Below are 26,538 nucleotides of genomic sequence, written 5' to 3'. Positions count from 1 at the left end.
TTCAAATGATTGTCAATAATCTGACTCGTTCAATTTTTCAAAACTTCAATATCCCTTATTTCTATTTTTCCTCTGCCTAGAGTGACAAAAGAGGGCTAAGATACTTTGAGATTTCATCAGACCAAGCTGAGAAAATACTCAGCCAATTTAGTTAGCTGGTCAACTTGGTTGTGGATAGTCAGGAAGGGGTAGGGCAATGTAGTATTTATCGAGTAATTCTTGGTTACAGTGGGCGGTTCAACTTGAAGATGAAGTAGATTGTGATGTGGCTGCGGGGCTAGATTTAGGTCAAAATTTAGCTACATATTTGGCTAAAACTCAAGCTCATATTAGTTATGAAAAATTAATAGCAATTTTGCAGGAAGAGTTGGGTAACATATTATCGCAGGAAGAAATTGAAGAAATCGTGCAAAAAACCGAAAATGATATTTTGGATTGTCTTCAACAAAAATTCCAACATTCCAATGTAGGGTGAGGATTTGTTTATGTCATCTGAGCCAAACTTAGAAGCTAATAATGTAACCCCATTAAGCCAAGCACGCCTCAATCGTAAGAGTACTAGCCCTATGATTGAGGTGTCTGAGGATAGGCTCAGAGATATTTTATCTTCAGTTGTTAGTGATCAATTAACCCAAAAGCTGAATCGATTAGAGAACAGTATTAACAAAGTCGTAAGCCAGTTTGAGGCTGTACGAAATGGAAGCTCTGAAGATGCTGCTTTAAGAGTCACAACTAATCAGGGTAATACAGATATTGCTTTGAGTGCGATTAGCCTTCCTAAAGAAGAACATTATTCTTATACATGTACTCATCTAGCCGAAGTTTTAAATATACGTAACCATGATGTTCTTCAGAGAATAAAAATCTTAGCTTTACGTAACAATCCAATTTACCATATGCGTATTCCTGCTGGAAAAACCAGCTGCATAAATAAATGGTCTGAAGCGACTCTTCAAAAACTTAGGGAGGCAATTGCCTCAACCAAGCAATAAAGGTAAACAGCATTTACACTTTGAAAATTTGTAGTAAATCACTTTTAGCTTTTATACCACAAGCCTTTGTTGTATTTTACTTGATTGCTATATTTAGTCTAATTATTCTGCAACGCCGAAAGTACTAATTCTCTGATAGCTTTTCATTTCTTAAATCAGTTTTTCATCCTAACTCAGGACTCAGGACTAAACAATGTGTCTAGTTGCGGAAGTAAAGCTGTAAAAGCCTTGCCTCGATGGCTAATTGACCTCTTCAGTTCCCGTGTCATTTCCGCAAAGGTCAATTGCAACTCTTGCACATAAAAAATTGGGTCGTAGCCGAAACCACTATTACCACGAGGTGCGTGAAGAATTTCGCCGCGACAAATACCTTCAGATTGTAATACGATCGCACCATCAGGACGAGCGATCGCTACTGCACAAACAAATTGAGCTTGCCGATTTACCTCGTTGCCTAATTCTTTGAGTACCTTAGCAATGCGTTCTGAGTCGGTTTTGGCGTAACGTGCAGAATACACCCCTGGTGCGCCATTTAGGGCATCTACTTGCAAGCCCGAATCATCAGCAATTGCCCAGTTTCCCGTAGCTTTAGCAATTTGTGACGCTTTTAGACAAGCGTTGGCGGCAAAAGTTTCGCCCGTCTCATCAATTTCTAATTCTTCAGGTTTGAGGGTTAATTCCCAACCAGAATTTTCCAGATAAGCCTGCATTTCCCGCAACTTACCTGGATTTCCTGTAGCTAGTACAAGTAATTTAGTCATTGGTCATTAGTCATTGGTCATTAGTCATTGGTCATTGGTCATTTACCAAGGACAAATGACTAATAATTAATTTTACTCTGCCCAGTGTTTCGCCCAAGCAAGAGTTTGATGCACTTGCTCAATTGTTGGGGCTTCGCAGTATAGCCGTAAAACTGGCTCAGTACCGCTAAACCGAATCATTAACCAGCTTTTATCAGCTAAACGATACTTGTAGCCGTCAATTGTTTGACAATCAATTACTGCTAACCCGGCAATTTCCGTTAAGGGTTGGGTTTGCAGTTGTTGCAAAAGACGCGATCGCACTTCCATACTTGCTAAGGGTAAATCAATGCGATCATAAGCTGAGGTAAACCCTGTTTGTTTCTGCAAGTAGCGATAATACTCACCTAAATCCAAACCAGATTCTGCAATCGCCTCTAGTACGTACAATGCTGACAATAGGGCATCGCGTTCGGGAATATGGCTGCCATAGCCAATTCCTCCTGACTCTTCACCACCCAGTAACACTTTTGCTACTAACATTCTGTCAGCGATATATTTATAACCAACTGCTGTCTCAAAGACTGACAGGTTATGTAGTGCTGCTACAAGGGGCATCAAGTCGGAACCACTAACAGTTTTAACTATTTCACCCTTAAAGTCGCGCCGCAGGGTTAAGTGGTCGATTAATATCGGGATTAATACTTGGGAACTTAGGAAGTTGGCTTCTCGATCTACAGCCGCGATGCGATCGCAGTCTCCATCAAATACCAACCCCACTGTTAAACCTGATTTATCGGTTTCTCGGTGAGTCTTGATGACTTCAAAAAGCTTTGAAAGGTATTTCGGCAATGGTTCCGGTGCACCGCCACCAAATAGGGGGTCACGTTCGCTGTTGATTTCTTTGACCTGATTACCTAGTAGTTTCGCCAATCCGCCAGCCGCAGCGCCATGCATGACATCGGCAAATAATGTCAGTTTGCCAGATGCGATCGCTTCTCGAAGTTTGGCAATATCAACTTTAGCTTCTAGTGCTTGGGTATAACTGGGCCAAGGATCGAATTTCTCTTGCTTGCCTGGGGTACTTGCTAATGGTACTCCAACCGACAACTGCGCCTCTATCTCTTTTGTGACTTCTGGCGGTACTGACCCACCAAAATAGCCCTTGACTTTCAGTCCCAAATATGCACCAGGATTATGACTAGCTGTAATTACTAGCGCCCCTAAAGCATTGAGTTCTTTTGCTGCCCAACTATAAGCTGGGGTTGGGGCATAAGTTTCGCTCAGTAGCACATCAAAGCCGACAGCGGTGACAGTATCGGCAACAGCACGAGCAAAGTCTTCAGCCATGAATCGGCGATCGTAACCGACAATTATTGTCCGGCTACCCACCGTAGAGAAATATGTATCATATAATACTTTTGCGGCAACTGGCGCGACCAGGGCTAGGCGTTCAAAGGTGAACTCGTCACCAATAACGCCCCGCCAGCCGTCTGTACCAAACTTGATTGAGTTAGCTACAACTGGCATCTAGGTATCCTAACTGTCTACTTGAGGATTCTAGCATTTATACAGTGTGCAGAGTAAAAAAAGAATCTAGTAATAATATGTACTAAGAATATTCAATACAAAAGTGAGCCAATTTGTGTATTGTACAAATGCAATGTCTAACGATAAGCCCGTCTACGCCTGCCATATTTAAAAGAGAATAGCGCCTTTGTAACATACTGTTTCAAAAGGTTTACACTATTAGAATTGTAGGTATCTATCGTTAGCATGAAGCAGACTTGAGGGTTCCAGCAAATCGTATATTTGATTAAGGCTGTAAGGATAAAAGCAGTGATAGACAATCGGGCAATATCAATCAGTTTATTTACAGGAGCAGGTGGACTAGATATTGGGATAGAACAGGCAGGTTTTCGGGTAGTAAGTGTTGTTGAGAAAGATCCTGATGCTGCGAAGACTATAGCTTTCAACCGACCTCACCTAAATAGTGCTGTAGCAAGAGATATACAGAAAATCACTGCTCAAAATCTTTTGGAAGAAGGGGGATATGTTATTAACCTTGGTAGACCTCTACGTATTGGAGAAGTAGATTTAGTAACTGGCGGTCCCCCTTGTCAACCCTTTAGCACAGCAGGAAAACGTGGTTCAGTTATGGACCCGCGTGGCAGCTTATTTATGGACTTTATACGTATTGTTGAACAAGTGCAGCCACGCTTTTTTGTCATGGAGAATGTTAAAGGTTTACTCTCGGCTCCTATTCGTCATAGACCTCATCTGGAACGAGGAACGGGTTATGCTCCTCTAGAACTAAATGAAATGCAAGGGAGCGCTCTTGAGATTGTTTTAGAAGAAATGAAGCGCCTTGGTTATCAAGTTATTTATAAAGTAATGGAAGCAGCAGATTACGGTGTTCCGCAAAACAGAGCGCGAGTAATCTTTATCGGCTCAAGAGATGGTGAATCAGCTACATTCCCTTTGCCTACTCATAGTAAAGATGCCTCTTTATTACCTCAATGGCGCACTCTTAAAGATGCCCTGATCAACTTAGAAGATCCACAACCGGAGTATACTTCCTACTCAAAAAACCGTCTTCAATATTTAAAGCTTTTAAAAAGTGGTCAAAACTGGAGAGATTTACCTAACGACTTGATAAAAGAAGCAATGGGAGGCGCTTACAAATCTGGAGGCGGTAAAGTAGGGTTTTACAGAAGGTTATGTTGGGATAAGCCGTCTCCTACTGTTACTACAAGTCCTTACCAAAAGGCTACAGATATGTGTCATCCAGAGGAACTGCGTCCTCTAAGTGTTCGAGAGTGCGCCAGGATTCAAACCTTTCCAGACTCATGGATTTTCTATGGTTCTACAGCCTCTAAGTACCGACAGATAGGTAATGCTGTACCTGTACTCTTAGCTAAAGCTATTGGTGACTATTTACATAGTTTAATTAGACAGGAGAAACCTAAAGGAATACCAGTCTTTGAACAGCTTTCACTATTTAATCACTAAATTCACAGCCTGGTGATTATTTTTAGGACTTCCATTACTGAATTTGTTACCAATAGTTACTATTTTCTACATACAACACCGAGGGATTTTCAGCGATAGTTTGTCTAACAAAGGCAGCAAAGTCTTCTTCAGAAAGATTAGAGCATCCTATTAATTGATTCAGTTCTTTCCAATAGTAAGCTCCATTTTGAGCATTGACTCTATGCCATTTCCGAATGATAGTTCCTTTACGGACACTACTGCTCGAACTATTTTCAGAGTTACTACGGTTTTTAACTTGTAATAGCTCACCTTTCTTGGTGCAAAAATCAACCTTATTTATAGTTTCACCCCAAGCACAGTACCAACCATAAAATGATAATTTTTCGACAAGATATTCTTCTAAAAGAAGACCTAATATGTTTTCTGCCGACATAGAAAGACGATGAGCATACTTTATGTGATTAATACCATCAGTGCTGAGAGTAGGTAAACGAGCAGAAAGAATCGTGTCAATAATTTTGTCAGAAACAGTGCCTATCTTCTTACTAGTTCGCTTTGAGGCTCGATTATTATAACCGCCAAAATACTTATTTAACCACTTAGTAATGTAATCTAAGCGAGAATTGCATACTTTTAAATATGGAAATAATTCAGGCGAATTACAACAGACGGATAAAACTGTTTTTACAGAATCGTTCCAGAACATCCCAACACGAGATTTAGTGATATTTTCAGCTTCTGACATGATCAGATTGGCATCAAAATCCGGTATTTTTAGGTTATTGCTCACAGTTACTATTGGGTAAAATCTGCTGTTTAAGTTACTTGTTCTAGTTTTCCCAACAATTCACAAGGAGTAATACCCAAAGCCTTACCTAACTCCAAAAACTTCACCATGTCCAAACTTTGTTTGTCAAGCTCATATTTATAGATACACAAATCTCAATAATCCAAATATTTCTATATATAAACATTAATAATCCTTAATAGTTAATACTATTAAGGATTGTTAACATGAGCAAAAACTGCTCACAAACCTTGATTGTTCCTTAAAAATCATCGAGAAACTGACTAAGGCGACTGATTACGGGGTCAACCTCTTGAGGAGGGGTAGCAACAGTATAAGAGGTATTATTTACTACTTCTAATTGAGTTGGAGACGGAATAAACGATCGATCGTTGACTATGAGCGCCAGTTGTGCAACTTGTTGAGAAAGTTGCAGTAGATGATGTTCCATCGCCTCCAAACGATTAGATCCCTTGGCAAAAAAACGTTCCTCAAGTCCAGCCACTTGACGTTGCAGTTCACCGATTTGTTGATCAATCGGTGTTGTTACTGCTGTTTGTGGAGCAGGTTGTACAGGTTCCGGTACACATAAAGATTGCCATAAGGCTTCTTTACAGAGGTCGCTGAAAGTCTTGTCTGGTTGTTTTTCCAAATAACTTTCTACTTGCGCTAACAAGCTTTCATCAGCAAGCTCTGGGTTGAACGTGACGGATTTAACTACCTTTTTCGACCATTGGAACATCAGCTTTATGCCCTAGCAGCGCGATTGGAGGATAATTGTGCCTCTCCATAAATATACTGCCCCAAAGCATTCGCCTGTCGTGAAGGTGCTGCTAAATGAGCATTAATCTTTGCTTCCTTGAGCAGACGTTGAACGTCGTCCCAGAAGAACTCACCACCGCCGCCAGTGAGAATCACATCGGTGACGCGTTCTGGCAACCAGGCTAGCACACGGCTACAGATTTCGCGAGAAAACATCTCCGTAAGGTTGGGAAGAAAATCGTCTAGGTTGGTGGGCTTGCTAGCGCCTTTAGGACGGTAATACCGTTCACCTCTGGGTTTGTTTACAGCGGAAATCAGTGCTAGAGATTGACTATCTGCTCCCTCAATTTCGGCAGACACCAATTCATAAAACTTATTCATCCCGAAGTCTTCGCTCTTAGAAGCACCTCTGGCAAAACGGAAGTTATCTACCATCAAAAGATCGACGGTTTGATGTCCAATATCGACGATCGCCACCGATATTTTTGTAAAATCGGGACTGCCAGGGTTTTTCTTGGGTTGAGCTTCAGACCATAACAGGCTACCGTAACCTTCTGGCATGACCCATACCTTACTGACGTTCAGCGATACAGATTCACCTCGGAAGTTCAACACATGAGGGCCACCTACTTGGCTAATCAACTGCGCTTTTTCCTTTTCAAATTGCTCTAAGGAAAGAAAAGGCAGACCCAGTACGACTGAGATATCATCTCTGAGTTTGAAGTAGCCAGCACTTGCTAAAACTTTTACCAGTGCAGCTTCTACCTTAGATTGTCCGACTCCTAAATTCGCCCCAAAATCGGCTGCCAGTTGACCAACAGCATATCCATTTCCTTGATACTCCAGCCACAAATCCATTAAGGGGTCAGTAGCCCTGGCTTCAAAAACACCACCGCGTACTTGTTCGATTGACATCTGCTTGACGTTGGCAGGTACGAACACCACACTGCCGGGTTCACGACTCACACAAGTTTTTGTGGAAGTTCTGCCTAAGTCAACACTGAGAATGGTTTTTCCCGGAACACCGGCTGGCTTGGGAGGATTATTATTAACAGCATTTATGGGAGTCGATGCTAACGGCTGCCTATTCATGGGTATAGCAGCAGCATTGATTGGGGTAGCGGTGGAAGGTTGGTCTGTCATGAAAGCTCCTAGTTCAAACTTAACTGTAAAAAGTTGTCATGCTCATCTTACAAAAATGCGAGCAACCAGAAATTCTAGGTTGCGTCAAGTGTAGCTAGAAATACGCCAAAAATTAATTCCGGCGATACCTCTGGTAAGCTCTGCCAACGCACATCTAGTATTATTTGGCATAGTGTAGGCGAATTTTGGCCAGATGTAACCCCTGCTTTCACTGCTTTCAAACCAAAAGCGTCCGTGTTTCATCTTCTAGTGCGTCTTAACTGGCGCTTGAATATCCAGAAAACAAATGCTAGAACCAAACCCCCAAGTACGATTTTGGATACAGGAGCAAGGTACTTGTCCACAAGTTCATACTGACTACCCAATATGTATCCTGAGTATGTTAGCAAACCCACCCAAGCAGCGCTACCGAATGTTGTGTAAAACAAAAATGGTAGCAAGGGCATATTGCTAATACCTGCCGGAACAGAAATCAAGGTGCGGATTCCTGGCACAAGACGACCAATTAATACTGCTGTTCTACCTTGTCGGTCAAACCACTCTTTGGCCTTGGTGATATCTTTACTGGATATAGCTAGCCATTTGCCATACTTGTCAGCCCAAGCTTTCAAACGAGTTTCACCCAAAAACTTACCTGGATAGTACCAAATAAGTGCGCCCAATACAGAACCCAAAAGTCCTGCGAAAAACACACCAATAATATTCAGCTTTGCTCCTCCTGGTTGATATGGACTTGCTGTAAATCCAGCCAGTGGCATAATCAATTCTGAAGGAATGGGGGGAAAAAGGTTCTCTAAAAACATTAGTAGGGCGATTCCCCAATAGCCAAAATAGTTGATAGTATTAGTTATCCATTCAAGCATTGAGTCAATTCCTGAAATTGCTGGACTAGTCTTGTTACTAAATTCAGCTTTAGCTTTTTTAAAGGGTAATTATCCCCGCTTGCTAGAGTGAAGGTAATTTGGCTGCACTCAAAATTGGCATCACAACTGAAAAACAGAGTAAGACAAGTGGAAGCTAAGGGTCTGTTTGATTAATGTTGAGAGTTATAAAAGTTCGTAAGTATCTCTAGCGTTTGAGATTGAACGATTTATCTGCTCGCTACAAACCTCACAAAATTAATGAAACGAACCACTAGGTTTTTTTTTCTAATTTTTTAGATCCCCCTTAGTCTTCTTTTTAAAGGGACTAGGAAGGATCTAAAGACTTGATGGCAAATTTAAAAACATACTCTAGGGTTTTCTGCTGAAGTTGGGGCTGTGGGGTAGCACAGAGAGAGAAGGGAGAAAATTTCATCTTGTCCCCCTCATCCCCCTCATCCCCTCTTCTTCTAAACTGTGGGGGTTAATGATTGTACCCTTGGTTCCGATTGCCAGTCTAAGGGATTCCAAACTCGATCTTCCAGCGCCATCTGCTCAATTAAACTCGCAAGTCTCAGGGCTTTGAGAGCTTGTTCGCCACCTACTGAGGGTTGATTGCCACCGTGTACACAGTTGACAAAATGTTCTAATTCTGCACTCAGTGGTTGAATATTGCTGGTGTAAACTTTTTCAATTACACCATCTTGTCTGTAAAGTACTTGTCGGTGGTCGGTGAGAGAATTAGCAGTGGTTTGTCGGTGAATCAAAATTTCATTCTTGAGGAAATCTGCCTCAGTAAATGAATTTTTACAATGGGCGACAATCCGGCGAATTTTTCGGTGAGTAACTTTACTGGCAGTCAGAGTAGCAACAATACCATTGGCAAAGCCCAAGGTGGCGGTTACGTAATCTAAATAACCAGAGTCTAGGGAGCGAGTACCGCTAGCAGTCAATTTTGTGACTGGGGAAGCAGCTAATTCCAGAAGTAGGTCGATGTCATGGATCATTAAATCCAGCACAACTGAAACATCGTTTGCTCGATCTGAGTAAGGACTCATCCTGTGGGCTTCTAGTGCCAGCAATTCCTCTGTTTTTAGAACTTGGCTCAGTTCTTTAAAAGCTGGATTAAAACGCTCAATATGACCTACTTGCAGGATACACTGAGATTCAGCTGCGGCATTTACTAAAGACTCTGCCTCAGAAATACTAGCTGCGATCGGTTTTTCAATCAAAACATGAATTCCCGCTAACAGACAGTTGATGCCCACGGCATAGTGCAGACGGGTGGGAACAGCTACACAAACTGCTTCCACAAGGGGTAGCAGATCACAGTAATCTTCAAAAAAACGCACCTTGTACTTACTGGCAGTTTCTAATCCTCGCTCGACGTTAATATCTGCCACTCCGACTAGTTCAACATCTTTCATTGAACTCAGCACGCGAGCGTGGTGTTGTCCCATGTTACCCACTCCAATCACGCCTATGCGGATTGGTCGTGGCTGGTTGCGCTGTGTATATGGATTCGGTTCTGCCACTGACATGCTATTTTGCACTATTATTCTCTCCTCAACCACCAAATTTAGAGACGCTACGGCCGTTGGCGTTTATACTCGAAAGCCGGTTACGATCCGTCTAAAACCATCCAGATGGTAACATAGAGCCTATGTTTATGAAGAATTTCAAAGTTTGTGATCGGTTCCCGTAATCCAAATATCTTTTGTATCGATATTTCGGGTTTGCTTTGGATTTTGCACTTTCTACAAAAAATATATGTCTTTTTATTAATTTGAAAAAATTCAGTAATACTAAGTATAAATTCCGCCTAGCATTGCTTTCTGGCATCTTGTTAGGTTTGATTTGGTGATTTGAAATCCAAAATTTGCAACCGAGATGAAAGCTGTAATTCTGTTATCTGGGGGATTAGACTCTTCCACAATTCTGTACAAAGCTCAAGCTGATGGCTGTGAATGTCATGCTATTTCCTTTGATTACCAGCAGCGACATCGACGAGAGTTACAGTCAGCGCTCAGTATCGCTCAAAAAGCTGCGATCGCAAAACATCAAGTAGTTAATTTTGACTTACGACAATGGGGCGGTTCCGCACTTACTGATGATGCCATTGATTTACCCCAGGAGCGATCGCTGGATGAAATGTCTCAAAATATTCCTGTAACATACGTTCCGGCTCGTAATACCATATTTTTAAGCTTTGCTCTTGGTTACGCCGAAGCGATCGCAGCAGAGCGTGTCTATATCGGCGTTAATGCCCTAGATTACTCAGGATATCCTGATTGTCGCCCCGACTATCTCCAAGCAATGCAAGAAGTTTTTCGCCTGGGAACCAAACAAGGGCGTGAGGGACGACCAATTAATATTGTTGCACCCCTAATCAACCTGAAAAAAACCGAAATCATCCAACTGGGAAACCAATTGGGAGTTCCTTGGGAACTAACTTGGTCTTGCTATGCCGGTGGAGATGTCGCCTGTGGTGTGTGTGATTCTTGTCGCTTACGGCTAGCAGCTTTTGCCGAATTGGGACTTGTTGATCCACTGGCGTATGCTTCTTGAATGAGGAGTTAAAATCGATAACTCCTAACTCTTAACTCTCAACTCCTAACTCCTCTAACCGTCGCAGTTGAATTTGATGTAGGCGTGGACCAACAATCGATACCACAGTGAATTCGAGATTTTGATAACAAAAGATTTCGCCTTTGGCAGGAATTTTCTGTAACTCATACAGCAAAAAGCCCCCTAGTGTTTGGTATTCTCTGGTCAGGGGCAAATTGAGATGCAAAACTTCGTTGAGGTCTTCGAGGTTGATTTGTGCTTGCACCAAAAATTTTTGCTCATCTAACATCTGAATCAGTAAGTCTTCACTGCTTTCAGGTTCGCTGGGGTCGCCAATAATTTCGGCAATCACATCTTTGATTGTCACTAGTCCCACAGTAGAGCCAAATTCATTCACTACCATGACCATAGCGGGTTTCTCTTGCTGCATCATGGGCAAAAGTTCACTCAAGGGCGTGTGTTCTGGAACAAACTGAGCAGGACGCATCCAAGGTTGGATCTGTGTTTCTAAACTGAGCTTTCCCACAGCCAAAGGTTGTGCTAAATCTTTAAAATAAACAATACCGCGAACATCGTCCAAAGATTCACCAATCACGGGATAGCGAGAGTAACCCCTAGAAGCCATTTCCCTGAGTAATGTCTGGAAGGTAGCATCTTTTGGCAGCGCGATAATACTGGTGCGCGGGATCATCACATCTTGCGCCATGACATCCCCAAACTCGAAGACATTATTGAGTAATTCCCGCTCTGCACGCTGTAAACCAGTAGACCCCCATTCTGTAGAGATGATCAGTTGCAATTCTTCGGGAGTTACAGGCGGCCGCCACCCTTGACCTGTGTATTGGATGCCAAAAATCCGTAATAAAAAACGAGTTGATTGGTTAAGAATCCAGATGAAGGGGCCAAAAAAACGGACGATCGCTTTTACCGGAGGCCCCAAAAACCTCGCTAGCTGTTCTGAGTACAGCATGGCTAAGGATTTGGGACATAGTTCTCCGATCACAATTTGCAAATAGGCAATTAAGAAAAAGGCAATGGGAATTGATAGGGAATGGGCGAGGAAGGTAGTCATCCCACTGGGTAAAGGCCAGGATCTTAACCAGGCATTCACCAGCACGACAATCGTACTTTCGCCAATCCATCCCAGTGCCAAACTAGAGAGGGTAATACCTAACTGGGTGGTAGATAGCAGTCGGTCAATACTACGTTGTAACATTTCTACAGCGATCGCTGGAATATCCCCAGCCTTAACTAGCTGGTGAATACGCGATCGCCGCACGCTCACCATCGAAAACTCCGCCGTTACAAAAAAGGCATTTATGGCAATCAGTAGTAACACTGACAACAACCGCAGCGCCACTTCTATCAAACTTAAATTAGGAAAACCACTCACCGCCAAAGCTCGTGTAAAACTCACGCCCTCCATTTAGGGGGAATAGGGAATAGTAAAAAATAACAGATAATTACCAATTCCCAATGCCCAATGCCCAATGCCCTTTCTACCTTTCTACAGGAATATTCGATGCCTCTAGCTTCAATTGTTGAGCGGGATAATCAGTGAGAGCAAGTGATATTTTCTTGACATCATCAAGTAAAGCTGTAGGAATGCTCACTGTACCTGAAAATGCTGGCCCATTTACAGGCAATTCTGTTGGTAAACCCTCTGTACTTGCACTCAGGGTTCGTCCTTTGTCATCGGTAACATCTAAAAAACTATACAGGAAGCGCACAGAATCCTTACCTTTGTTCTGCATTTTCACTTTCAGTAGTAAATCACCACCAGAATAGCGAGCAGATTGCACAGTCATTGTTACACCCTGACTTTGGGCTGTAACCGGAAAACCTGGTAGGGGCTTTTCTTCAACTACTTCTGGGGGTTTTTCCTCTGGCTTCTGCTTGCTGCTATTGGTTTCTTCATCATCTTCTTCTGGCTTTTCCGATTTAGCGGCTTTGGTCTTACCCTCAATTCGCGCCTTGACAATTTTCAGAACCTCTTCCTCTTTTAATAGCACCAGCCCTCCCTGTTGAGAGTTATTTGCCTTATTGCTAGCAAATTTGGTTGTAGGACGCCCATCTGGTGTGCTAACGCCTTTAAGTGCTGAACTCCCCAGTTCAAAGCCCAAAAACGCGCTCACAGAACCTGCTCCCATCATCAGAATTAACAAAATCAAAGTAAGAAGTACAGTAGAATTTATTTTCATCGCTGACAAGCTATCACAATAGAATGCTGGTCTATTTAAGAATAGTGAAGCTTTTGACCTCAATCCTTAAAGGAACTTAATCAATATTAGTTTGCACTATATCTATGATCAAATTATGTAGTATAAAAATCTAGTAAACTATTGTCCAGTATTCACACGTGGTAAATTTGTGCTATATTCATAGGATTGGCTAAACTCAGTACGTGAGGTATTTTTCTCACTCTAAAATTAGCAAATGAGGTTGACCTAAGAGTTGAAGTAATTAACTCGTAGCAACCCAAAACCCAAAAAACAAGCGCCTTTGGCCGATTGGGGAGGCAACGAACTCATAATTCGTCTTCAGGCTGGTTCGATTCCAGCAGGGCGCACTGAATCATCAAAAACTACTGATAGAAGGGCATGGGGCATTGGGATTAGGGGAGAGGTGACAGGTGACAGGTGAGAGGGAATAATCTTTACCCTGTAAACTGTACCCTATTACCTTCTTCACTCCCTACTCTCCAATCTTACCGAGATGGTAAAGTTTCAAACCTGAATTCTGTTCCTACTTTGAGTTTGTTGCTATAGCGAGGAGACATCATCAGCGATGTGTCATAAGGATTTGGTAAATCAGGAGTACGAATATAAGGATCGTTGCCAACTTGCTGAGTCAGGGCATCACGATATAAAGTATTAATCAAATTAGCATCGCGGGCAATTTCATTTTCTGGAAAGGAACCACCGAAACCGGAACCAGATCCGAGAAATGAGTCTAGTTGACGCTTGAGGCTGCCATTTTCGTAGAAATTGCGATCGTGACGAAAATAAGCTCGTTCAAATATATCATTCGTAGTTTCAGAATTGGGTGTTGCCGTTTGGGCAGATGCAATAGAGGGAAAAGCAATACCAGCAGCAAGCAACACCAATAAACCACCAAAGGTTTTAAATTTTATACGCACGTTTCTGACTCCTCAACTTTTGCTTTGGGCGAATCTTAATTTATGCTGAAGTTCAGAACTCTGATGAGTTCAACCTTTGGTGTAGCACAACTTTTAATGTTTTGTAATGACGTATCCTACTGAAACTATTACCCACCCAGATATTTGGGCAACCACTTCTGATTTGACCACTTTGCGCCACAAGCTACTAGATTTATTTTGCCAACTTGCTTATCAAGAGGGTGATTTTCTCCTCTCTTCTGGGCTGCGTAGTTCTTATTACGTCAATAAGACACAGGTAACACTCCATCCTCAAGGCGCTTTAGCTGTCGGACGATTGGTATTCCCTTTATTACCTGTAGATACACAGGCTGTAGGTGGTTTAACAATGGGGGCTGACCCAATTGTGACAGCAGTGAGTATAGTTTCTGTTTATGAAAACCGCCCGATACCAGCGCTGATTATTCGCAAAGAAGCCAAGGGTTATGGAACAAGAGCTTATATAGAAGGCCCCAGTTTACCAGAGGGCGCAAAAGTAGTAGTTTTGGAAGATGTAGTAACAACTGGGCAATCTGCTCTAAAAGCAGTTGAGCGTCTTAAAGATGCAGGTTATACCGTCAATCAAGTAATTTCACTAGTAGACAGAGAGCAAGGGGGAGGTGAGTTGTACCAGTCAGCGGGGTTGAAGTTTGAAACTTTGTTTTCGATTCAGGAAGTTCAAGAACACTACCGACAACTTGCAAATTCATGAATAAAAGGAGATAAACATGCAAACAACAGTATCCACAGAACTAACACAAGAAAAAGTTGAGAAAGCTGTGAACGCAATTCTTGAAGTACTAGGAAAGCCAGAAAACGATTTACACCACAAAGCGCTAACAGCTTTTCAGAGTGGTGATTATCAAACTGTAAAGAGACTGGCATCTACCAACTTGACTGATGATTATTGCAAAGCTTTGGGATACCTGGGAGGAGCGCTGAAGCTGACTCCAAACACCGATACTATTTTGGCGGAATCGGCTCGTAGTGCGGCTGAATTTGTGAAAGAAAAAGCATTGCAGCACCTTGGTATTAAGATCGCTGATGCTTTGAATTAACCAATGCAATGAGCTTGCGCGATCGCTCTAAATAAATCAAAAAACCCTCCTGAAAAACTTTTCAAGAGGGTTTGTGTAAGTACCTATTGTGCTAATCGCAATAACACAAAAAACCACAAGCAAATTCTAGTCAGGAGATCCTTTTGTTTCAACAAAAGCCAGCAGCGGGATTTGAACTCGCGACCTTCCGATTACAAGTCGGATGCACTACCACTGTGCTATGCTGGCAGGTTTGACGATGAATTTTAATTAGTAACCACGATTTACTATTGTACCATAATCCATTTATTTGTCTAGCTGTAAATTCTAAAAAATATCTACCTCTCCAGAAATAAGGCTAAAAGACCAGAAATTTTAGCAATATCGCTACTTGTGTACGCCTAGATAGTTTTTCTGGCGTTGCCATTGTGATGAACCAGAAAAAATCAGTGATTCCAATCGCTGATAAAGTTGATAAATTAATATTCAGAGCAAAAGCTAACTCAAATCCTGGGCTGAACCCAAAAATATCTGGTCAGTTCTAAAACTATATTTTCTTGGCACGGCTGAATAAAGGAACAGAAATATATAATTATTTTTTACAGATTACAAGCATGGCAGCATTGCTCGGACGAGATTTATTAAGTCTAGCGGACATCAGTTCTACGGAACTTCAAGAACTCCTGCAATTGGCAACTCAACTTAAATCACAACAGTTGAAGTTGCAGTGTAATAAAGTTTTGGGGTTGTTGTTCTCCAAAGCTTCAACTCGTACACGGGTAAGTTTTACTGTGGCGATGTACCAACTTGGTGGACAGGTAATTGATCTCAACCCTAATGTCACTCAAGTTAGTCGTGGGGAACCTTTGCAGGATACAGCGCGGGTGTTAGATCGATATCTGGATATTTTGGCAATTCGCACTTTTGCCCAGCAGGATTTGGAAACTTTTGCTCACTATGCCAAGATTCCGGTAATTAATGCGCTTACCGATGCAGAACACCCTTGTCAGGTATTAGCTGATTTATTGACGATTCAAGAAAGCTTTAACATTCTTGCTGGGTTAACTTTAACCTACGTGGGTGATGGGAATAATGTCGCTAATTCTCTGATGTTGGGCTGTGCTTTGGTGGGGATGAATGTTAGAATTGCTACTCCTAGTGGATATGAGCCAGATTCTAGGATTGTAGAGCAAGCAAGAGCGATCGCTAATAACAAAACTGAAGTTCTCCTCACTCACGATCCAGAATTAGCTGCTAAGGGAGCTGCTGTACTTTACACTGATGTATGGGCGAGTATGGGACAAGAGGCAGAAGCCGATAACCGGATGCCAATTTTCCAGCCTTACCAAATTTCGGAACAGCTATTGAGTCTTGCTGATCCAGAGGCAATTGTTTTACACTGCTTACCAGCCCATCGCGGTGAAGAAATTACCGAGGCAGTTATTGAAGGTTCCCAATCACGAGTTTGGGAACAAGCAGAAAATCGCTTGCACGCTCAAAAAGCTTTACTTGCAAGTATCTTAGGGGCAAAATGAAAGAAGTTAGGAGTTAGGAGAGATGCGATTAATCGCGTCTGTACAGGAGTTAGGAGTCAAAATAGCGAGTGTGCAATTGGCTCCTGACTACTTGCTGGTAAAAAATTCAAAATAAATGGGTAAAAGAAAAGACAATATTCTTGCTTTTGCCTTTCATAATTTTTACTTTTCTCTTGTTATAGGGAGTTTTTTGTAGTACTAATGTTCTAGAGACATTTATAATTACTTCCCGCTTTCTTTATGGAACGTCTAACAGAAGCTCAACAAGAACTTTACGAATGGTTGGCAGAATACATCAGATCGCACCAGCATTCGCCTTCTATTCGGCAAATGATGCAAGCGATGAACTTGAAGTCACCAGCACCAATTCAAAGCCGTTTAGAACATTTACGCACTAAAGGATATATAGAATGGACTGAAGGACAAGCGCGAACGATTCGGATTTTGCGTTCTGTGAAGCAAGGTGTACCAATTTTGGGTACGATCGCTGCTGGTGGTTTAATAGAACCGTTTACTGATGCTGTAGATCATTTAGACTTTTCTAATTTCGATTTACCTCCCCAAACTTACGCTTTGCGGGTAGCTGGCGATAGCATGATTGAAGATTTAATTACTGATGGCGATGTGGTATTTCTGCGTCCAGTAGCAGAACCAAATCATTTAAAAAATGGTACTATCGTCGCCGCCAGAGTTGATGGATTTGGTACGACATTAAAACGTTTTTATCGCCAAGGCGATCGCGTTACCCTCAAACCAGCAAATTCTAAGTACAATCCCATTGAAGTCATGGCTCAGCAAGTGCAGGTGCAAGGTTCACTCATTGGTGTTTGGCGTGGTTACAACTGAGTAATGGGGAGTGGGGAATGGGAAAGATAAGTACCAATGACCAATGACCAATGACTAATGACTAAATAAATATGTACCTGACGAAAAATTCAGTGCAGCAACTGCCCACTTTCCGGTTGAAATTACCATTTGCAAGGGAAAGTAAGGGCAGTTATTACACTCCGCAACCATTACCAGGATGCCCAAGAATGCCTGTGTCTCTGCAATTGCGGCAATATCAGCGAGAAGCGATCGCTGGCTGGTTTACCAACAATGGCAGAGGGACACTGAAAATGGCTACTGGTAGTGGTAAAACAATTACTGCACTAGCGATCGCTTGTGAATTATATCAGCAGATTAATTTACAAGTTCTGTTAGTAGTGTGTCCCTATCGTCATCTCGTTACCCAATGGGCACGAGAATGCGAAAAATTTAATTTGCAACCCATTTTAGCTTTTGAGAATTTACGTACTTGGCAAAGTCAGCTTTCTACCCAAATTTATAATCTGCGTTCTGGTTCTCAACGGTTTGTTACTGTGATTACTACGAACTCCTCTTTAATTGGAGATGGATTTCAGTCTCAACTCAAATATTTCCCCGCCAAAACTTTAATTATTGGGGATGAGGCGCATAATTTAGGCGCACCCAAGTTAGAAGAAAGTTTACCACGCAGTGTGGGTTTGAGATTGGCTTTATCTGCCACACCGGAGAGATATTTCGATGATTTTGGTACGCAATCTTTATTTGATTATTTTGGCCCAGTTCTCCAGCCAGAGTTTACTTTGAGGGATGCGATCGCTCAAGGTGCTTTGGTACATTATCTGTATTATCCGGTGCTGGTGGAGTTAACGGAAGCAGAAAGCATTGCCTATTTAAAGTTAACTAAAAGAATTGGGCGATCGCTACTTTATCGAGATCGAGAAAATGGCGAATCGGGATTTGAAGACAATGAAGATTTAAAGCCGTTGTTGATGCAAAGAGCAAGGTTAATTGGTGCGGCGGAAAATAAATTAAATGCTTTGCGGGATTTAATGATTACTCGCCGCGAAACTACTCACACACTTTTTTATTGTAGTGACGGTTCCCAAGATGCGGGACAACGTTCATCCCTACGCCAACTTAAAGCTGTTGCTAAAATTCTCGGAGTGGATTTAGGGTATAAGGTAAGCACCTATACGGCTCAAACAACTTTACAAGAAAGGGAAATATTGCGCCATCAATTTGAAAGTGGTGAGTTGCAAGGTTTAGTCGCAATTCGTTGTTTAGATGAAGGTGTTGATATTCCAGCAATTCAAACTGCGGTAATTTTATCAAGTTCTGGTAATCCCCGCCAATTTATTCAGCGACGGGGGCGAGTTTTACGTCCTCATCCGGCTAAGGAACGCGCAACAATATTTGACATGATTGTTTTACCACCAGATTTAGATAGGGAAACTATAGAAGTTGAGCGTAATCTGTTGAAAAAGGAATTGCGTCGTTTTGTGGAGTTTGCTGATTTAGCTGATAATGCAGGTGTTGCAAGAATGAAGTTACTTGATTTACAAAAGCGATATGGTTTATTAGATATTTGATGATGGACTATAAAGTTGTATTATTTTGTAAAATTTTTCGAGTTTTGAAAAAATAAGCATTAAGTATGAAATAATAAAATTATGAGTTTGATCATAATCGGATGTAAGTAGCTTTAAAAATTTTACTTGTATTCCATTATGCTCTAAATTATTAATATTAATAATAACAGAAGACAATTCAAGAATAAAGTCTTTTTTCAAAGAAAATTATAAATTTGAAAAAATAGTTTTTGCAAAATTAAAGATAACGCTAACAGTGGCTTTACTGAGGTAAATGCACTACTAGAGAAAGTTAAAATATAGAAAAACTATATTTCCAAACAGAAGATGTCACAAGATGCGAATATCGATGATGTGCAGGAGCCAATAACCAGCGCTCCGCCGGAGGTACGGCGAATTATTGAGCGGGTATGGAAGCTGGAAAAAGGCAGACTAGATAAGAAGATTAACAGCCATATAAATGATAATATTTTGGACATTATTAAGGAAGAGGTGCGATGAAGCTGACTTCAATCAAGCTATGCAACTTTCGCTCCTTTTATGGTACGACACCAGAGATGATCGTCGCTGGGGGAGATGCTCAAAATACAACAATTATTCATGGCAATAATGGCTCTGGTAAAACTAGCTTACTGAATGCCTTTACATGGGTATTGTATGATAAATTTAGTGCAGCCTTTGCATCAGTAGAACAGTTAGTAAATAAGCGTGCGATCGCAGAAACTCAAAAAGGTCAAGCTGTAGAATGTTGGGTAGAAATTGGCTGGGAACATGAAGGTAAACGCTATCGAGTTAAACGCGCTTGTCGGGGTTATAAAAACGAAGGAGATTTTGACGCTGGCAAAACTCAATTAACCATGTGGGTTGGTGCCGATGATGGTAAATGGAATATACCAACTCAGCAACCAGACGATATAATTAATCAAATTTTACCCGCTACTTTACATCAATATTTTTTCTTTGACGGCGAACGAATTGAAGAAATCGTCCGTTCTGACAAAAAAGCGGAAATTGCTGAAGCGACAAAAATCTTCTTGGGTGTTGAGGTAATAAACCGTTCTATCAAACATTTAGGAGATGCTAAAAAAGCTCTAGAAAATGAATTAAAAGCTATTGGTGATTCCGAAACTAAACAGCTATTAAGACAGCAGGAAAAGATAGAACGAGAGCGTGAACGCATTACCAAACAACAAACTGAAATTAAAGAAGAGTTAGAATATCAACAAACTTTTAAAAAAGAGACAAGTAATCGTTTGCGAGAACTTAGTGCTGCTAAGGAATTGCAAGAAAGATGGCAAGATTTAGAATCGCAGAAAGCGGCGAATCAAGAAGAATATAAAAAAACTAAGGAAGCACTGAAAAAAGTTATTTCCGCGCGTGGTTATACTGTTTTACTCTCAGAAACTACATCCCAGCTCCGAGGGATTATCAATGATTTGAAGCAGCGCGGTGAGTTAACATCAGGAATTTCGCGGGAATTTGTGAATGATTTGCTCAATTCTCAGCGCTGTATTTGTGGCGCAGAATTACACGAGGGTAATCATTCTCATACTCATGTGAGTACCTGGTTAAATAAAGCAGGTTCTTCGGCGGTGGAAGAAACTGCAATTCGGATGAGTGCACAAGTAGATGAAATTGATAAGCAAGCCATAGGTTTTTGGGAAGAGGTTGATAGAGAACAAACTAGAATTAATCAGTTAAGGCAAACTATATCCCAAATTGAAGGCGATTTAGACAATATTCAAGAACGGTTGCGAAAAGATGCTAATGAAGAAATTAGCAGTTTACAAAAACGCTTAGATGAAATTGAAAGTAAAATTGATGAATTGAATCGAGAACAAGGTGCAAATCAGCAGCAAATTGCTCAACTCACAACTGAGATTGAAGGTTTAAATAAACAAATTGCAAAGCAAAAGCTGAATGAAGACAAGCAAACTTTAGCACAACGACGAATTAACGCCACTCAAGATGCAATCGAACGCTTAACGGAAGTTAGAAATCGTCAAGAGCAACAATTTCGCCTGCAACTAGAAAAGCGAGTACAAGAAATCTTCACGGAGATTTCTGTAACTCCATACATTCCTAAAATTAGTGAAAAATATGAACTGACATTAGTAGAAAATACTACAGGTATAGAAGCACCAGTTGCAGCATCCACTGGAGAAAATCAAATTCTCAGTTTATCCTTTATTGCCAGCATCATTGACAAAGTACGGGAATGGAGTGAAAAGCGAAAAATGATGATGATTCCCGATAGTAGCACTTTCCCAATTGTCATGGATTCGCCCTTCGGTAGTTTGGATGAGAATTCGCGGCGACACATTGCAAAGACAATTCCCCAATTAGCGAATCAGTTGATAGTTTTAGTTACTAAAACTCAGTGGCGCGGTGAAGTAGAAGCAGAAATGACAAACAGAATTGGGAGAGAATATGTGCTTACATATTATTCTTCTAAGCAAGATTGCGAACAAGATTATATTGAGTTAGGTGGCGAAAGATATCCTTTGGTGAAACAAAGTCCGAACGAGTTTGAGTATACGGAAATTATGGAAGTTGAACGGGATAGGTAATTATCACGCAGAGACGCAGAGAAAGACTTTTCCAAGGAATCTTATGATTTCGCGCATTCGCCGTTAGGCGTTCTCGTAGAGTAGGCGCAAAGGTTTTTTACAGAACTGACGGAAAATACCTCTCAAACTCTTATTCCTCAGTGTTCTCTGTCCCTCTGTGGTAGCCTGCGGCAAGCCCTTCGGGTTCAGCAGTCGCTCATGGGGGAAACCCCCTTGGCGCTAGCCTCTCCCTTTGGGAGAAGACCGCGCGGCTTCACCGCTTTGCGTCTACGATTTTCCGTTACTGTGCGTAAGTCCGATTTTAGTTAAAGTTGAGAAAAGTGACTTTTGAGAAGGAATCAGGTTATGGTTGCGAGTCCAGACAGAAATTATATGTCTCCCCAGGAATACCTGGAATGGGAACAAGACCAAGAAATTAAATACGAATATATTGATGGTGAAGTTTTCGCCATGACTGGGGGTACTCTTCCCCATAATGATATTGCTTTAAACTTAGCTTCAGCGTTAAAAAGTCACCTGCGAGGAAGTGGTTGTCGTGTGAATATGGCGGATGGGAAAGTAGGTGTATCTGAAAACGGGCCTTTTCATTATCCCGATGTTGTGGTGAGTTGCGATGAACGGGATAAACAAGCTATTCAATTTTTCCAATATCCTTGTTTAATTGTTGAAGTTCTTTCCGTTAGCACGGAAGCTTACGACCGAGGTAAAAAATTTACGCGGTATCGTCGCATTCAGACTTTGCAAGAATACGTCCTCATTGATGCTGAAAAAATTGGTTTAGATTGCTTCCGATTAAATGATAGAGGACTCTGGGAGTTACATCCTTATGAAGCAGAGGATGAGGTTTATTTAACCAGCGTTAATTTCCACTTTCCGATATCTTTGGTGTATGAAAATGTTCTATTTCCTATTTAAATTAGACTTATTCTAGATTCATGATTAGGGGTTTTATGAGTATTAAAGCTGAAGCAACTATTGAAGATTTGTACCACTTACCTGACAATTGTAAAGCAGAGATTGTCAATGGGAAATTGGTGCTGATGTCTCCAACTGGATTTTTACCAGGACGTGCAGGCGGTGAAATTTATGCAAGTCTATGGGATTATGAACGTCTGACAAAAAGTGGTTATGCTTTGCCTGATAATGTCGGTTTTATTGTTAATCTCCCTAATCGTCGTTCTTTAAGTCCTGATGCTGCGTTTTATACTGGCAAACCTACAGGCGGGAAGTTTCTCAATGGTGCGCCTATATTTGCTGCTGAGGTGCGAAGTGAAAATGATTACGGTGATAACGCTGAGAAAGATATGGCTAGTAAACGCCGTGATTATTTTACGGCTGGTACGTTGGTAGTTTGGGATGTAGACGTACTCAAAGAGGAAGTTATTAGAGTATATCGTGCTAGTAATCCTGAAGAACCGCAAGTGTATCGCCGTGATAAGGTGGCTGAAGCTGAACCCGCAGTGCCAGGATGGACTATGTTAGTGGATAATTTGTTTGTTTAGCGATCGCTTTCATACTAGTATAAAATGATATAGTAAAATGTATGATCGCTTCTAATTTTCGGTTAAAATAGCAACAATGTAGATATTAAAACAATGGCTGCAAACAGAATCAGGGTTGCTAAAGATAAGGCTGAGTTGGTGAAATCTCTAGTCGCATCAAAAGACACAACTGGGGCTTTTCAGACTTATGTAGAAGTAATGGTGTTTGCAGCAGCATTGGGCGTTAAAAATAAAAAGCGCATTCCTTTAGACGTAATTTCTAAAGATTTATCCCCACTGCGACAAGATTATTTTACTAGCAGCTTCACTCTCTTGATTAATTTGTTGGCTATCACCGAAACAGAAAGTATTAAGATTATAGGTGATGATAATGTAGCTGACGAGCAACGTATTCACATTTTTGAAGAGTATGCTAATGCTGGTTTAGAAATTATACAAAATGAACTCCGTGGTGCAGTAGACTATTCAGAACGACTTTTATTGATTCTTAGTTATGAAAGAACGAATACAGAGCAGCAAGATGAGGAATTTGATCTAACCAAATTCCTATCTTGATTTTTAAGTAATGGTTAAAAGCAATAACTTTACATCCACCCCAGTGTAATTTTTACTGTTTTGACTGCATCTGTTACTGCACTAACAGTAGCAGATATTCTATATGGCTTGTCTGGATTTTTAGGTTGGGCATCTATTCTAATTACGTTATCCTTCCAAAGTTGGTTTTCTCTTGACCAATCTAACTGTGTTAGTTGTGAAATTCTTTCTTCATTAAAATAATTGTTTTCTGGATCATATATATAGTGCAATAAACGCCCTAAAACTTCCAGTCCAACGCTTATACCTAGAATACAGTCTTCTTTAAATGCGGTTACTTCATCTGTTGTGATTTCTTCAACAGTTGTATCAGCAATATACTCAGTGTTGCTACACTCTGAGAAAAATCTATTAAGACAAATAATTAAAGCATCAGATGCTTGATAAACATCATAATCTCGAAGCTGATTATTTGGATCGTTAGTAAAAACGCAACTTACAAACCTAGCTATAAAATTAGTTGTGTAAATCAGCTTTTGTTTAGTTGCAGGACTTGATTTAATCTTCTCTGTCTTACCCTGAAACATTGGCACTCGTTTTATTAATTCTTTAGTGATGCCAACTCGACCAGAGAACTCACCAAATGATAATAACAATGATTTATCTAATTGCTTTGTTTGAGCCATGTCTCTGAAATCTGCCTGACACTGTTGAAAATCACCCTCTAAAACTAGAGTAATTGCAAAATCATCATCACTGATTAAGTGGCTTTCAGTACTTTCTATCAATTCGTGAATTGCACGTTTACGGTGTTGTCCATCAGTTATATCCAACTTGACTCCACGACGAATAACAACTAGACAAATGCCCCTACCTAGTTCAAGAATTGTTATGTCTTTTGGAGCTACATTAGCAGTCAAAGTTCCTAAAATCCAAGGTTTTTCTTTTCGGGAACGATCAACAATATATTTTTTAATTTCATCAGCATGACCTTTAACCTCTGGGCGATTTTTACCAGAATCAGGATCATTCCCAGTAGATGGTTTAGCTTGGAGAAGACCAGAAAAGTCACTCGCAGGTACATTAATTTGCAGCATTGTCCGCTTTCCCTGCTGAAAAATCAGTCCTGGATAGCAGCGATCGCGATGATATTGTGAGAAAAATGGCTCAATAAAGGAGCTAAACTGAGCTTTTATCTGAGGAGAAATGCTATTATTACCATCCTCAATTGGTAGAGTCATATAAATACCTAATATAAATTAGTAGATGTTAGCAAACATGATATGCAACCCTTATAGGCTGTAGCATCGGTAAAAACCACAGTGCAAAATCCCTACTTAACTTTGCTAGTTCAAGATATGTGGAAGTCCTACCGCTTTTGGTTCAACAAACTCGCCATCAAAACCTATAGTTTTATCCTCCACAGTCCTAGCATCCGCCAAAGCCTTACGAAGTTCAGCACGTTCCATCTGTTCCTGAATTCCACCCAGAATATAAACCAATAACTTCGCCGCCAAATCTCGTCCAGCAACCTGCACTCGCTTTTTATTTGGGTCATACAAAACCCCATACCAGAGAGATTGGGGATATTCCATACCACTAAAACCACCTTGCTGGTCAAACTTCCGCAGTTTCTTAAAGATATCTGCCAGGGAAAAGCCTTTTTTAAACACTAAAATTCCCAAAGCTTGCGCTAATGCAACTTGAGCAACTGGACGGAAAAGCATATTTCCTTCACCTCCATCTTTCTCAAAGCTGAAGCGTCGTAAAGCGGGTGTATCCTCATGTTCTAAAATCTTATAACTAGAAAGACTAGCCAAAGAATCAAATAGCTTTCTAAATTCTTCAATCCCCTGCTCAAGTTCTTCATCCTCTGGACGCATGGGAATTAGACCTTTCTCCAAGGGTTTCCAGTGGGGGAACTTTTGAGCCAAATATCGCTCAGACATATCTTGCAGAGCTTGCAAAGTCGTCAAAACTGTAGAATTGGAGGCTACTGTTGCACTATTCCAATTAACACGGGGATTGCGCTCTTGTCGTTGTTCTAATAGTGGATGTGTAACTGCAATTTTTCTAGCAACGATCGCAAAACCATCATCTTCATTCAACTGTGTTAACTGACCTTTAGTCAAGGGTGCAGCCATCAGGTTGACATGAACAAAAATCGATCTCACCCTCCGCCTCGCCTGGGTGCGAGTTTCCGCAGCCGCTACCGCACAGATGAACTCAATACCAATTTTTTCCTTGGGTAAATTTTGCAAGTAAGCAAGGTCTACTTGGTACTTTTCTATCAAATCATCTACTGTAATAAAACTGTCATCAGCACCTTTATCTTTTTTATAGCGCTGGAGTTTACGAGTTTTGATTAACTCTATCAACCCCTGAACCCCCATTAATCGGTGTTGACCGTCTAATGCATAAATGGTTACATCATCCTCAGAAATATTTAGCAGACCTACCTTACCGTCTTTATCTAGGGGGATGAAATCAGTAGTAGACTTGATGGCGCGTCCTTCACTATCCCACTCAGCAGCTTTGGGATTATCTACCCACGGTTGATTAATCACCACCAGTACCGGCGGAAACTTGTGGTTGTGTCTAGCCGCTAAATACTGCACTAGCGGTGCTTGACGTGACCAATCAAGGGGACGCTGCTGAATTTCATCAATACTATCTGCGTCAATCTCGACATTATCAGTTTCAGGATTGTACTTTTTTTGAAATAGGGGTAAGCCAGAGGCGAAGTGAACCCGACCTGCAAACCATTCCAAGGTAACAGAGCTAACATAAGCCTCAGTACCACCCATCTCGGTTTTTTGAACGAGAATCTGATCTTTTCTCCCTAAAAACTTCTCCAGAAGTAAAGCTAGTACCTGTTTTTCCTTATTTTCCCGTTCCAGGTACTCTCTAGCGATGTCAGCAGTAGGGTCAAATGCACTATCTTTCATGTTAAATTTTAAA

At 41.1% G+C, this 26,538-nt stretch carries 26 protein-coding genes and 2 tRNA genes; 15 read left to right on the top strand and 13 right to left on the bottom strand.

Going from position 1 to position 26,538, the window contains the following annotated elements:
• Positions 1-265 precede the first annotated feature (265 nt).
• A complete protein-coding gene (locus V7L12_RS23580) occupies positions 266-475 on the top strand; it encodes a hypothetical protein (RefSeq protein WP_335088002.1) in 210 nt (69 codons plus the stop codon).
• 10 nt (positions 476-485) lie between these two features.
• Positions 486-992: a hypothetical protein gene (locus V7L12_RS23575; protein ID WP_335088000.1), complete on the top strand. Its 507-nt coding sequence runs from the start codon at positions 486-488 to the stop codon at positions 990-992.
• 173 nt (positions 993-1,165) lie between these two features.
• Here the strand turns inward: V7L12_RS23575 and rdgB are convergent, their stop codons facing one another.
• Positions 1,166-1,753, bottom strand: a complete 588-nt coding sequence (gene rdgB / locus V7L12_RS23570; protein ID WP_335087999.1) for an RdgB/HAM1 family non-canonical purine NTP pyrophosphatase — start codon at positions 1,751-1,753, stop codon at positions 1,166-1,168.
• A gap of 72 nt (positions 1,754-1,825) precedes the next feature.
• Positions 1,826-3,262 carry a phosphoglucomutase/phosphomannomutase family protein gene (locus V7L12_RS23565; protein ID WP_335087997.1) on the bottom strand — a complete coding sequence of 479 codons (1,437 nt, stop codon included), beginning with the start codon at positions 3,260-3,262 and terminating at the stop codon, positions 1,826-1,828.
• Positions 3,263-3,571: 309 nt separating this feature from the next.
• On the opposite strand from V7L12_RS23565, the gene V7L12_RS23560 reads away from it, so the two are divergent.
• Positions 3,572-4,744 (top strand): DNA cytosine methyltransferase, encoded by a 1,173-nt coding sequence (locus V7L12_RS23560; RefSeq protein WP_335087995.1) that lies wholly within the window; start codon positions 3,572-3,574, stop codon positions 4,742-4,744.
• Between the two features lie 46 nt (positions 4,745-4,790).
• On the opposite strand, the gene V7L12_RS23555 is transcribed toward V7L12_RS23560, so the two are convergent.
• The 5 genes from V7L12_RS23555 to V7L12_RS23535 all read right to left on the bottom strand — a co-directional run bounded on the left by V7L12_RS23555 (position 4,791) and on the right by V7L12_RS23535 (position 9,831).
• Positions 4,791-5,471: a SinI family restriction endonuclease gene (locus V7L12_RS23555; RefSeq protein ID WP_335087993.1), complete on the bottom strand. Its 681-nt coding sequence runs from the start codon at positions 5,469-5,471 to the stop codon at positions 4,791-4,793.
• A 304-nt stretch (positions 5,472-5,775) separates the two neighbouring features.
• Positions 5,776-6,255 (bottom strand): plasmid segregation centromere-binding protein ParR, encoded by a 480-nt coding sequence (locus V7L12_RS23550; protein ID WP_094347280.1) that lies wholly within the window; start codon positions 6,253-6,255, stop codon positions 5,776-5,778.
• Between the two features lie 5 nt (positions 6,256-6,260).
• Positions 6,261-7,418 (bottom strand): ParM/StbA family protein, encoded by a 1,158-nt coding sequence (locus tag V7L12_RS23545; RefSeq protein ID WP_334821647.1) that lies wholly within the window; start codon positions 7,416-7,418, stop codon positions 6,261-6,263.
• A gap of 239 nt (positions 7,419-7,657) precedes the next feature.
• On the bottom strand, positions 7,658-8,281 hold the full coding sequence (locus tag V7L12_RS23540; protein ID WP_334923625.1) for a DedA family protein: 624 nt from the start codon (positions 8,279-8,281) through the stop codon (positions 7,658-7,660).
• Between the two features lie 467 nt (positions 8,282-8,748).
• Complete coding sequence (locus tag V7L12_RS23535; RefSeq protein WP_292786255.1) at positions 8,749-9,831, bottom strand: Gfo/Idh/MocA family protein; 1,083 nt, start codon at positions 9,829-9,831, stop codon at positions 8,749-8,751.
• Between the two features lie 337 nt (positions 9,832-10,168).
• Here V7L12_RS23535 and queC point away from each other — a divergent pair, with 337 nt between their 5' ends.
• Positions 10,169-10,846 (top strand): 7-cyano-7-deazaguanine synthase QueC, encoded by a 678-nt coding sequence (gene queC / locus V7L12_RS23530; RefSeq protein WP_335087990.1) that lies wholly within the window; start codon positions 10,169-10,171, stop codon positions 10,844-10,846.
• A 31-nt stretch (positions 10,847-10,877) separates the two neighbouring features.
• Here queC and V7L12_RS23525 read toward each other — a convergent pair whose 3' ends face one another.
• Positions 10,878-12,272: a hemolysin family protein gene (locus V7L12_RS23525; RefSeq protein ID WP_335087988.1), complete on the bottom strand. Its 1,395-nt coding sequence runs from the start codon at positions 12,270-12,272 to the stop codon at positions 10,878-10,880.
• 73 nt (positions 12,273-12,345) lie between these two features.
• Complete coding sequence (locus tag V7L12_RS23520) at positions 12,346-13,047, bottom strand: hypothetical protein (protein ID WP_335087987.1); 702 nt, start codon at positions 13,045-13,047, stop codon at positions 12,346-12,348.
• Between the two features lie 295 nt (positions 13,048-13,342).
• Between V7L12_RS23520 and V7L12_RS23515 the strand changes: the two genes are divergently transcribed.
• Positions 13,343-13,415 (top strand) — tRNA-Ile (locus V7L12_RS23515).
• A gap of 138 nt (positions 13,416-13,553) precedes the next feature.
• On the opposite strand, the gene V7L12_RS23510 is transcribed toward V7L12_RS23515, so the two are convergent.
• Positions 13,554-13,985 (bottom strand): hypothetical protein, encoded by a 432-nt coding sequence (locus tag V7L12_RS23510; RefSeq protein WP_335087985.1) that lies wholly within the window; start codon positions 13,983-13,985, stop codon positions 13,554-13,556.
• 106 nt (positions 13,986-14,091) lie between these two features.
• Here V7L12_RS23510 and pyrE point away from each other — a divergent pair, with 106 nt between their 5' ends.
• Positions 14,092-14,715 carry an orotate phosphoribosyltransferase gene (pyrE, locus tag V7L12_RS23505; protein ID WP_335087983.1) on the top strand — a complete coding sequence of 208 codons (624 nt, stop codon included), beginning with the start codon at positions 14,092-14,094 and terminating at the stop codon, positions 14,713-14,715.
• Positions 14,716-14,731: 16 nt separating this feature from the next.
• Positions 14,732-15,061 (top strand): hypothetical protein, encoded by a 330-nt coding sequence (locus V7L12_RS23500; protein WP_335087981.1) that lies wholly within the window; start codon positions 14,732-14,734, stop codon positions 15,059-15,061.
• 156 nt (positions 15,062-15,217) lie between these two features.
• Here the strand turns inward: V7L12_RS23500 and V7L12_RS23495 are convergent.
• Positions 15,218-15,289, bottom strand: a tRNA-Thr gene (locus V7L12_RS23495).
• A 365-nt stretch (positions 15,290-15,654) separates the two neighbouring features.
• On the opposite strand from V7L12_RS23495, the gene argF reads away from it, so the two are divergent.
• From argF to V7L12_RS23455, 8 genes are all read left to right on the top strand, one after another.
• The gene (gene argF / locus V7L12_RS23490; RefSeq protein ID WP_335087979.1) at positions 15,655-16,575 is read left to right on the top strand and encodes an ornithine carbamoyltransferase; all 921 of its coding nucleotides are present in this window, start codon (positions 15,655-15,657) and stop codon (positions 16,573-16,575) included.
• Between the two features lie 240 nt (positions 16,576-16,815).
• The gene (gene lexA, locus V7L12_RS23485; RefSeq protein ID WP_335087977.1) at positions 16,816-17,421 is read left to right on the top strand and encodes a transcriptional repressor LexA; all 606 of its coding nucleotides are present in this window, start codon (positions 16,816-16,818) and stop codon (positions 17,419-17,421) included.
• A gap of 71 nt (positions 17,422-17,492) precedes the next feature.
• A complete protein-coding gene (locus tag V7L12_RS23480; RefSeq protein ID WP_335087976.1) occupies positions 17,493-18,971 on the top strand; it encodes a DNA phosphorothioation system restriction enzyme in 1,479 nt (492 codons plus the stop codon).
• A 327-nt stretch (positions 18,972-19,298) separates the two neighbouring features.
• The gene (locus V7L12_RS23475) at positions 19,299-19,472 is read left to right on the top strand and encodes a hypothetical protein (protein WP_189523511.1); all 174 of its coding nucleotides are present in this window, start codon (positions 19,299-19,301) and stop codon (positions 19,470-19,472) included.
• A complete protein-coding gene (locus V7L12_RS23470) occupies positions 19,469-21,541 on the top strand; it encodes an AAA family ATPase (RefSeq protein WP_335087974.1) in 2,073 nt (690 codons plus the stop codon). Before V7L12_RS23475 ends, V7L12_RS23470 begins: the two co-directional genes overlap by 4 nt.
• 345 nt (positions 21,542-21,886) lie before the next feature.
• Complete coding sequence (locus tag V7L12_RS23465) at positions 21,887-22,456, top strand: Uma2 family endonuclease (protein WP_335087972.1); 570 nt, start codon at positions 21,887-21,889, stop codon at positions 22,454-22,456.
• Between the two features lie 35 nt (positions 22,457-22,491).
• Positions 22,492-23,043 (top strand): Uma2 family endonuclease, encoded by a 552-nt coding sequence (locus V7L12_RS23460; RefSeq protein WP_335087970.1) that lies wholly within the window; start codon positions 22,492-22,494, stop codon positions 23,041-23,043.
• Between the two features lie 93 nt (positions 23,044-23,136).
• Positions 23,137-23,598, top strand: a complete 462-nt coding sequence (locus tag V7L12_RS23455; protein ID WP_334821629.1) for a DNA phosphorothioation-associated protein 4 — start codon at positions 23,137-23,139, stop codon at positions 23,596-23,598.
• Positions 23,599-23,627: 29 nt separating this feature from the next.
• Here V7L12_RS23455 and V7L12_RS23450 read toward each other — a convergent pair whose 3' ends face one another.
• A complete protein-coding gene (locus V7L12_RS23450) occupies positions 23,628-24,818 on the bottom strand; it encodes a DNA sulfur modification protein DndB (RefSeq protein WP_334821628.1) in 1,191 nt (396 codons plus the stop codon).
• A 105-nt stretch (positions 24,819-24,923) separates the two neighbouring features.
• Positions 24,924-26,525 (bottom strand): DGQHR domain-containing protein, encoded by a 1,602-nt coding sequence (locus tag V7L12_RS23445; protein WP_335087968.1) that lies wholly within the window; start codon positions 26,523-26,525, stop codon positions 24,924-24,926.
• Between the last annotated feature and the right edge of the window lie 13 nt (positions 26,526-26,538).

The organism is Nostoc sp. (assembly GCF_036918245.1).
In the GTDB taxonomy this organism is placed as follows: domain Bacteria; phylum Cyanobacteriota; class Cyanobacteriia; order Cyanobacteriales; family Nostocaceae; genus Nostoc.
Note: the sequence above shows the minus strand (reverse complement) of the source record. Positions and strands in the feature narration are given on the sequence as shown.

Bases quoted from the DNA above. Each gene is read 5' to 3' on its own strand.
- V7L12_RS23565 (WP_335087997.1), bottom strand. From the start codon at position 3,262: ATGCCAGTTGTAGCTAACTCAATCAAGTTTGGTACAGACGGCTGGCGG.
- V7L12_RS23450 (WP_334821628.1), bottom strand. From the start codon at position 24,818: ATGACTCTACCAATTGAGGATGGTAATAATAGCATTTCTCCTCAGATA.
- V7L12_RS23460 (WP_335087970.1), top strand. From the start codon at position 22,492: ATGAGTATTAAAGCTGAAGCAACTATTGAAGATTTGTACCACTTACCT.
- V7L12_RS23540 (WP_334923625.1), bottom strand. From the start codon at position 8,281: ATGCTTGAATGGATAACTAATACTATCAACTATTTTGGCTATTGGGGA.
- V7L12_RS23525 (WP_335087988.1), bottom strand. From the start codon at position 12,272: ATGGAGGGCGTGAGTTTTACACGAGCTTTGGCGGTGAGTGGTTTTCCT.
- V7L12_RS23545 (WP_334821647.1), bottom strand. From the start codon at position 7,418: ATGACAGACCAACCTTCCACCGCTACCCCAATCAATGCTGCTGCTATA.
- pyrE (WP_335087983.1), top strand. From the start codon at position 14,092: ATGACGTATCCTACTGAAACTATTACCCACCCAGATATTTGGGCAACC.
- V7L12_RS23475 (WP_189523511.1), top strand. From the start codon at position 19,299: ATGTCACAAGATGCGAATATCGATGATGTGCAGGAGCCAATAACCAGC.
- queC (WP_335087990.1), top strand. From the start codon at position 10,169: ATGAAAGCTGTAATTCTGTTATCTGGGGGATTAGACTCTTCCACAATT.
- V7L12_RS23555 (WP_335087993.1), bottom strand. From the start codon at position 5,471: ATGTCAGAAGCTGAAAATATCACTAAATCTCGTGTTGGGATGTTCTGG.
- V7L12_RS23520 (WP_335087987.1), bottom strand. From the start codon at position 13,047: ATGAAAATAAATTCTACTGTACTTCTTACTTTGATTTTGTTAATTCTG.
- V7L12_RS23470 (WP_335087974.1), top strand. From the start codon at position 19,469: ATGAAGCTGACTTCAATCAAGCTATGCAACTTTCGCTCCTTTTATGGT.
- V7L12_RS23480 (WP_335087976.1), top strand. From the start codon at position 17,493: ATGTACCTGACGAAAAATTCAGTGCAGCAACTGCCCACTTTCCGGTTG.
- V7L12_RS23465 (WP_335087972.1), top strand. From the start codon at position 21,887: ATGGTTGCGAGTCCAGACAGAAATTATATGTCTCCCCAGGAATACCTG.
- V7L12_RS23575 (WP_335088000.1), top strand. From the start codon at position 486: ATGTCATCTGAGCCAAACTTAGAAGCTAATAATGTAACCCCATTAAGC.
- V7L12_RS23550 (WP_094347280.1), bottom strand. From the start codon at position 6,255: ATGTTCCAATGGTCGAAAAAGGTAGTTAAATCCGTCACGTTCAACCCA.
- rdgB (WP_335087999.1), bottom strand. From the start codon at position 1,753: ATGACTAAATTACTTGTACTAGCTACAGGAAATCCAGGTAAGTTGCGG.
- V7L12_RS23445 (WP_335087968.1), bottom strand. From the start codon at position 26,525: ATGAAAGATAGTGCATTTGACCCTACTGCTGACATCGCTAGAGAGTAC.
- V7L12_RS23455 (WP_334821629.1), top strand. From the start codon at position 23,137: ATGGCTGCAAACAGAATCAGGGTTGCTAAAGATAAGGCTGAGTTGGTG.
- lexA (WP_335087977.1), top strand. From the start codon at position 16,816: ATGGAACGTCTAACAGAAGCTCAACAAGAACTTTACGAATGGTTGGCA.
- V7L12_RS23500 (WP_335087981.1), top strand. From the start codon at position 14,732: ATGCAAACAACAGTATCCACAGAACTAACACAAGAAAAAGTTGAGAAA.
- argF (WP_335087979.1), top strand. From the start codon at position 15,655: ATGGCAGCATTGCTCGGACGAGATTTATTAAGTCTAGCGGACATCAGT.